Genomic DNA, 5,805 nt, shown 5'->3' with positions numbered 1-5,805 from the left:
GAACCCTTCCCAGACAAACCGGGTGGTGACCGGCTTGCCGACTGGCTGACCGCCCAGCATCTGCTGGCGCGTTTTGCTGATGCGGCGTCCGAGCGGGTCGTAGCGGAAGCTGACCCGCGTCTGCGGCCTGTTGCGATCCCGCGGCTGGCTGATCGCCTCCGTCAGGCGATGTTCGCCGTCATAGCGGAAGTGCCAGCGAGTCTGACCGTTATCTTTCTCCACGGTGCGCCCGTGGATGTCATAACGCCAGCGAATACCGTTCAGCTGCGTCAGGCGGTTGTGCGTGACCTTCTCAGCAGATCCGTCGAGCGGGTTACCGGCCGCATCCCAGCGCCACTGCTCCTGCCCGGGCAGCGTGCCGTCCTGAACCAGCAGACGACCGGCGCTGTCGTACTGCCAGCGGTACCAGCTGAACGGGTTATCGTCCCGTTCTTCCCGCACCAGGTTATTGCGGTAGTCGTAATCCCAGCGGCGGGACCAGCGGCGCGGCGAAGGGCGCTGGGCGTTACCGGTGAAGACGTCCCGGCGATGCAGGCGGCCGAGACGGTCGTATTCGCTGCGGGTGGTCAGCAGCCCCTGCGTGCGGCTTGTTTCACGGTGGAGTTCGTCGCGGGTAAAGTCGGAGACCGACAGCTTATCGAGAGCAATGCTGAGCAGATGCCCGCTGCCGTAGTAGAACTGTTTTAGCTCGCGGCCATCCGGCAGCGTAACGGAGGTGCGGTTGCCAAGGGCGTCGTACTGCCACGCCAGCTCGCCGTGCTCTCCCGCTTCGCGCGTGACGCGACCGAGCGCATCATATTCAAAGGCGAGTTCCTGCTCTGCCTCGGTGCTCCACGCGTCGGCTGAAAGCGCCGGGTGCAGCCCAATCCGGGTCAGCAGCCCTGACGGAGTGTAGTGGTAGCGGGTCTGTCCTTCCGGCGTGCTGCGGGCGACCAGCTGGCCGCTCGCGCTCCATGCAAAAGTATGGGTGATGGCTTCCGGATGCCCGGCGGCAAAGGTACGCGTTATGGTGCGCCCACAGGCGTCGTAGCGATACTGCGAGGTAACACCGTCCAGCCCCACCTCTTCGAGCAGCAGCGAGTCAGGCCCCCAGCGGAACTGATACGCTTCGCCGTTTTCGTTTTCAAGAGCAATCAGACGCCCCCGGCTGTCCCAGCGGCGGTGGACCTCTTCACCCTGAGTATTACGCGTGGCGGTTAACCGCCCTGCCTCATCGTATTTGAACTCACTTTCTTTACCGTCAGCGCCGGCATGCTTCACCGGCAGGCCGCGTTCGTTCCATTTAAGCGACTCCGTCCAGCCTTCCGGGCGATCGAGCTGCACCGGGCGCCCGGCAGCGTCGTAGCGATAGCGCGTCTCTTCACCGTCGGCGCCCGTCTCGGTCATCAGCCAGCCCAGCGGATGATAGCTATAGCGGGTGGTGCGGCCAGAGCAGTCCGTCGCCCGCACCACCTGTCCCGCCTCGCTGTACTCCTGATGGCGGCTGTTTCCGGCGGCATCCACCTCTTCAACGACCTGACCAAACTCGTCCCGGCGCAGCAGCGTGGTCTGCCCCATCGGGTCCACCACGAGCTTCAGGCCGTGATGTTCGTCGTACCAGAAACGGGTAGCGCTACCGTCGGCTTCAATAATCGCAGACGGCAGCGCGCGGTGCTCAAGCCAGGTGGTGGTGCGGGCATTGCCGTCGGCGTCGATCTCCTGCACCCGGTTGCCCATCTCGTCATAAACGAAGGTAACGGCGTTCCCGAGCGGATCGATGCGGCGGGTCAGGAGCTCGTTGTCATCCCACTCGTAGCGCCAGTTCTCGCCGCGCTCGTCGACGTAGCGGACAATCAGATTTTGCGCGTTCCAGTAGTGCTGACGTTTCTGACCATCGTAGTGTTCGACGGTGGTCAAGCCAGCGTCCAGATCGTAGGTGAAGCGACAGCCGTCGCCCGTGCTGGTGCGGTTCTCCACTACGCGCCAGTGGTCAAATTTTTTCCAGCGGTATTCGCTCTCCAGACCGCCCGGCAGGCGGTGCCAGACCATCAGGCCGTGGTCGTTATAGCGGTATTCGCGGGTGACAACGCCAGAGGCATCCGTCGCGTTCGCCAGCTGGCCGCGCGCATCGTAGGCCCACTGCATCAGCGGCCAGGTACGGCTGCCGTCAAACTGGCTGGCAGCGGTCACGCGCTGCGGGAACCGTTCGTCCTCATAGCGAAGGGTGACGTCTATCGCCCGCGGCTCATCGTGAAGACCAACCAGCCTGCCGTGCTCGTCCCACTCCGTCAGCAGCGCGTTGCCGTATTCGTCGCTAAGGGAGGCCAGACGCAGAACGGATGGATTCATGCGTGTCGGTTTATACAGACGCCACACCGCGCCGTCATCGTCGGCAATCGCCACGTCGCCGCTCTGGTTGCGGCGGACAATAATGCCTTCGCTGATGCTGTAAAACGCGCGGTCCACTGGCGGCAGTTCAAAGCTCAGCTCACGTCCGGTTTCGTCGAACCAGGTCGCGCTGTTCTCTTCAAGCGTCAGATAGCTGTCAAAAGCGGTAGCCCAGCCCAGGCCAAACAGCCCTTCGCGGGTGGTCAGGCTGTTGTAGCTACGCTGCCAGCGAAGCGGGAAGCGGCCCGGAAGCGAGAAATCAAGCTCATCGTCGTCATTCAGCACCTTTACGCCGGTGGCCGCGTGAACCGGGTGCGAGGAGCCAAACACGGCGTTAACGGCCATATCGGCCAGCATACCGCCCCCGGCCGCTGCCAGCGCGCAGGGCATGTTTTTCAAAATCTTGCCCGGACGCCCGCGCAGCAGGGAGAGCGCAATCATCCCCAGCGCCAGTCCCGGCGTTTTGCCGCTTTTGATATCGCGGACCGTCAGCGTCTCGCCGCCGATGATCACGTTCGGGGAGACGTCATCGGAAACGGTCCCTTCGCAGGTGGTGCGATCTTTCGCACGCACCGCGGGCTGGCCGTTGATGAAGACGCTTTTCGAGCCTTCCGCCAGATACTGCGGTCCGGAGTGCTTTTCACACGCCACCTTGTCTTCTTCCAGCGGTGAGGTTCCCGCGGCGGCAGACGCCACGCTCGGCTGCCACATTTCGCTGCCAAACTGTCCGGCAGCGGAGAGCAGCATGCCCGCGTAATCGGCAAAGCTGCCCGGCGACTGCGGTTCAGGTGAAGGCGTATCTGCTGGCGTCAGCGTTCCGGCCGCGCGCGCGGCGGGGATGGCATTCGTCAGAACGTTGTCGGAGCCGGTAGTGATTTTACCCGCAGGCGACGGAGGGAAAATCGCATTGCCTAACCCCTCGGCAGCGCTGCTGATATCGTCTGTGATCCCCGCCACGTTTGCCAGCACGCCGCCAATGATGCCGCTTAACAGACAGCTGGAGCCAATCGCCGCCACGCCTGCGGCTGCCGCCCCTGCCCCCAGCAATGGCGCCGCCACGGTAGCGGCTGCCCCCACAGCCGCGCCGATCACCGCATAAGCGGCACCTTCCGCCACAATGCTGGTAATATCCGCGAAAATGCTGGAATGAATAATTTCGTCACCCTTACGGGCCGCGTTATTATCGCTCATGCGTTACACATTCCGGTTGTCGTTCAGCGTCAGGCTCTGCTTAAGCGCGCTCCAGCGCCCCTCGTCTTCTTCAGTGAATGCTCTGAGCGCTGAGAGGGTAAAAATCATCAACACCGGTTTGCCCGGCGTCTGCACGGCCAGCTGTTTTTGCCACAGGCGCTGGCCGTTATGGTCAAAGTTGGTTTCAACTTCCAGCCCGTTGATTTTGCCGTCAGGCCCGGCTTTCACGCGCTGGAATTCGCTCTGGACGATCTCGCCCATCTGAGGGCGCATAACGTCCCACTGGCGGTGGAACTCTTTCTCATAATCGCAGCCATCCGGGATAACGCCGCGGCTGACCACGACCGACAGCCCGCTTTCGTCATCGCGAATAATGTTCATGCTGTTATCCTGCCAGGCCGCAGGAAAAAGGGAAAACGAACCTTCCTGGAGGGTATATGTCATAAGTGAACTCGGGATGATTAATATTGAGAAAGATGAAGAGCGGTATACGTAGATCTTTTATCTGCACTTCTTGCAGATGCGAAAAAACCGGTACCGAAATAACCGTACCGGCTGGAATGTGTAATGCTTATTAACTATCGTAACGTGACACAACGACGCGCTTAAGGCACTCTTGATCCATTACCGGAAAACTAAATGACCATGCCAGCCCTCGCTCATCTGTAGCGGTTCGGTATCCAACCGATTGCCCGGAGGTTTTCCCGCGAGGAATATTAGACAGTTTAACATCGGGGAAATGGGTTTTGACCTGGTCGAGGGTGATGCAAGGATGCTCAATGACAAACGAAACAAGTGAAACACTATTATCTTCATTCCCCCACAAACGAACATCTACATCGCTGATTCGTGTCCCATCCGATAATGTAAATGGAGCCGATGTATAACGATCGTTTATTTCTGGATTTTTTTTGATTAGCGGTTGATTGAGCAGTTTACTCACATCCTCGGCTTGTTTACCCCAAACTGTTTTAAGCTCTTTGACTACTTGCCATAAGGAATCTTGATTCATATCCGTTTGTCCTGCATAAGAAAATGTTGAAAATAGTGGGAGCAAAAAGAGGATAGTATTTTTTGTCATTCTACTTACCATAGAAACCCCCATAATAATCGTTGTAATTGAGATCGGTTCCTGAAGCTATTTCGCCCTTACCGTAGACTTTACCTATAGCTTTAGCAGCATCAACGCGCGACAACTCGCCACTTATCATTTTATCATAGGCTGCATTATAAGCCTTTAAATTTTCAGGGCTTCCCGCAATGTCAATATCGATGCCGCCATTTCCCAGAATTTCTCGCTGTATTTTTATATTATTTAATGTTGCACCACCTTCATCCATAAGCTGGCTGTTAATGAAGTTTTCTTTACTCGAATAATCAGCAGTTACAGGATACGTGGCATGTCCTGCTTCATGGGCCAGCGTTTGTACCGTCGTGGCTGTGTCTTCCATATGTTCGGGATCCATAACGATCAATTTATTATCCGAATCAGCATAACTCCCCCCTCCGGTAGCGCCAGGTTGAATGGCCCATCCCTTGTCTTTCAAATCTTTTAGCTGGGTTTGAAGAGTCGGCGACTTGTTAATCTCCTTCACCACGTCGTCATTGAAAGGCATAACATCTGAGCCATTCGGATTATTTTTGTAAACATAATTCCCTTTCAAAGGTGGGGCTGTTGTTGATGCTGAAGCTGGAGCGGATTTCGACTGACCAGCTACTGCAGCTGCAACGGGAGCAGGACGCTTAGCGCTCTCTGGCGGCGCAAATTTCTCCTGCACTGCAGCATCAATATCTCCTTTGTGCCCTGCGCCCGGTGCCGTTGTGCCCGGCTTGGTACCAGAGGTATTCAGGTGCAGCTTACCGCCCGTGGTGATATGACCATCCCCTTCAACGAAGAAGTTAAACTCTTTGCCGATCAGGCTAATTTTACCGTTCGCGTTGAGCTCAATGGCGCTCTCGCCGGATACCAGCCTCAGCTTCGTCCCGGAAGCGATGACGTACTGCTCCACCGCGGCATCCAGCTTGCCTTTGCCCGTCAGGATCTCGGTGCCGCCTTTCACCGCATGGATCTGATTAGCCTCCACGCGATGCAGCTCGTTTTTCTTCACGTAGTGGCTGCGCTCGCCGCCGACGCTGTGCGTTTCATCATTCTTAACGCTGGTGTCCATATTCCGCTCGGCCTGGATCCACACCTGCTCCGCACCCGCCTTGTCCTCAAAGCGCAGGGCGTTGGCGTTATCGACCGAT

At 58.0% G+C, this 5,805-nt stretch carries 3 protein-coding genes and 1 pseudogene; all 4 read right to left on the bottom strand.

All coding sequences use genetic code 11. The annotated features are described in order from the left end of the window. Positions 1–3,558 (bottom strand): DUF6531 domain-containing protein (locus tag IM304_RS22140; protein ID WP_193362884.1); only part of this gene is annotated, 3,558 nt, incomplete at its 3' end. 3 nt (positions 3,559–3,561) lie between these two features. Further along, on the bottom strand, positions 3,562–4,002 hold the full coding sequence (locus tag IM304_RS22135) for a DcrB-related protein (RefSeq protein WP_193356453.1): 441 nt from the start codon (positions 4,000–4,002) through the stop codon (positions 3,562–3,564). A 130-nt stretch (positions 4,003–4,132) separates the two neighbouring features. Continuing rightward, positions 4,133–4,639: a hypothetical protein gene (locus tag IM304_RS22130; RefSeq protein ID WP_227009765.1), complete on the bottom strand. Its 507-nt coding sequence runs from the start codon at positions 4,637–4,639 to the stop codon at positions 4,133–4,135. A 1-nt stretch (position 4,640) separates the two neighbouring features. Next, a pseudogene (locus tag IM304_RS22125) lies at positions 4,641–5,805 on the bottom strand (type VI secretion system tip protein VgrG); the annotation flags it as partial.

The sequence above is a fragment of the Enterobacter cloacae complex sp. P40C2 genome, assembly GCF_014930695.1.
GTDB lineage: Bacteria > Pseudomonadota > Gammaproteobacteria > Enterobacterales > Enterobacteriaceae > Enterobacter > Enterobacter pasteurii.
The sequence above is the reverse complement of the archived record's forward strand: the minus strand, read 5'-3'. Positions and strand labels throughout refer to the sequence as shown.

Coding starts and splice junctions, on each gene's coding strand:
- IM304_RS22135 (WP_193356453.1), bottom strand. CDS start 4,002: ATGACATATACCCTCCAGGAAGGTTCGTTTTCCCTTTTTCCTGCGGCC.
- IM304_RS22130 (WP_227009765.1), bottom strand. CDS start 4,639: ATGACAAAAAATACTATCCTCTTTTTGCTCCCACTATTTTCAACATTT.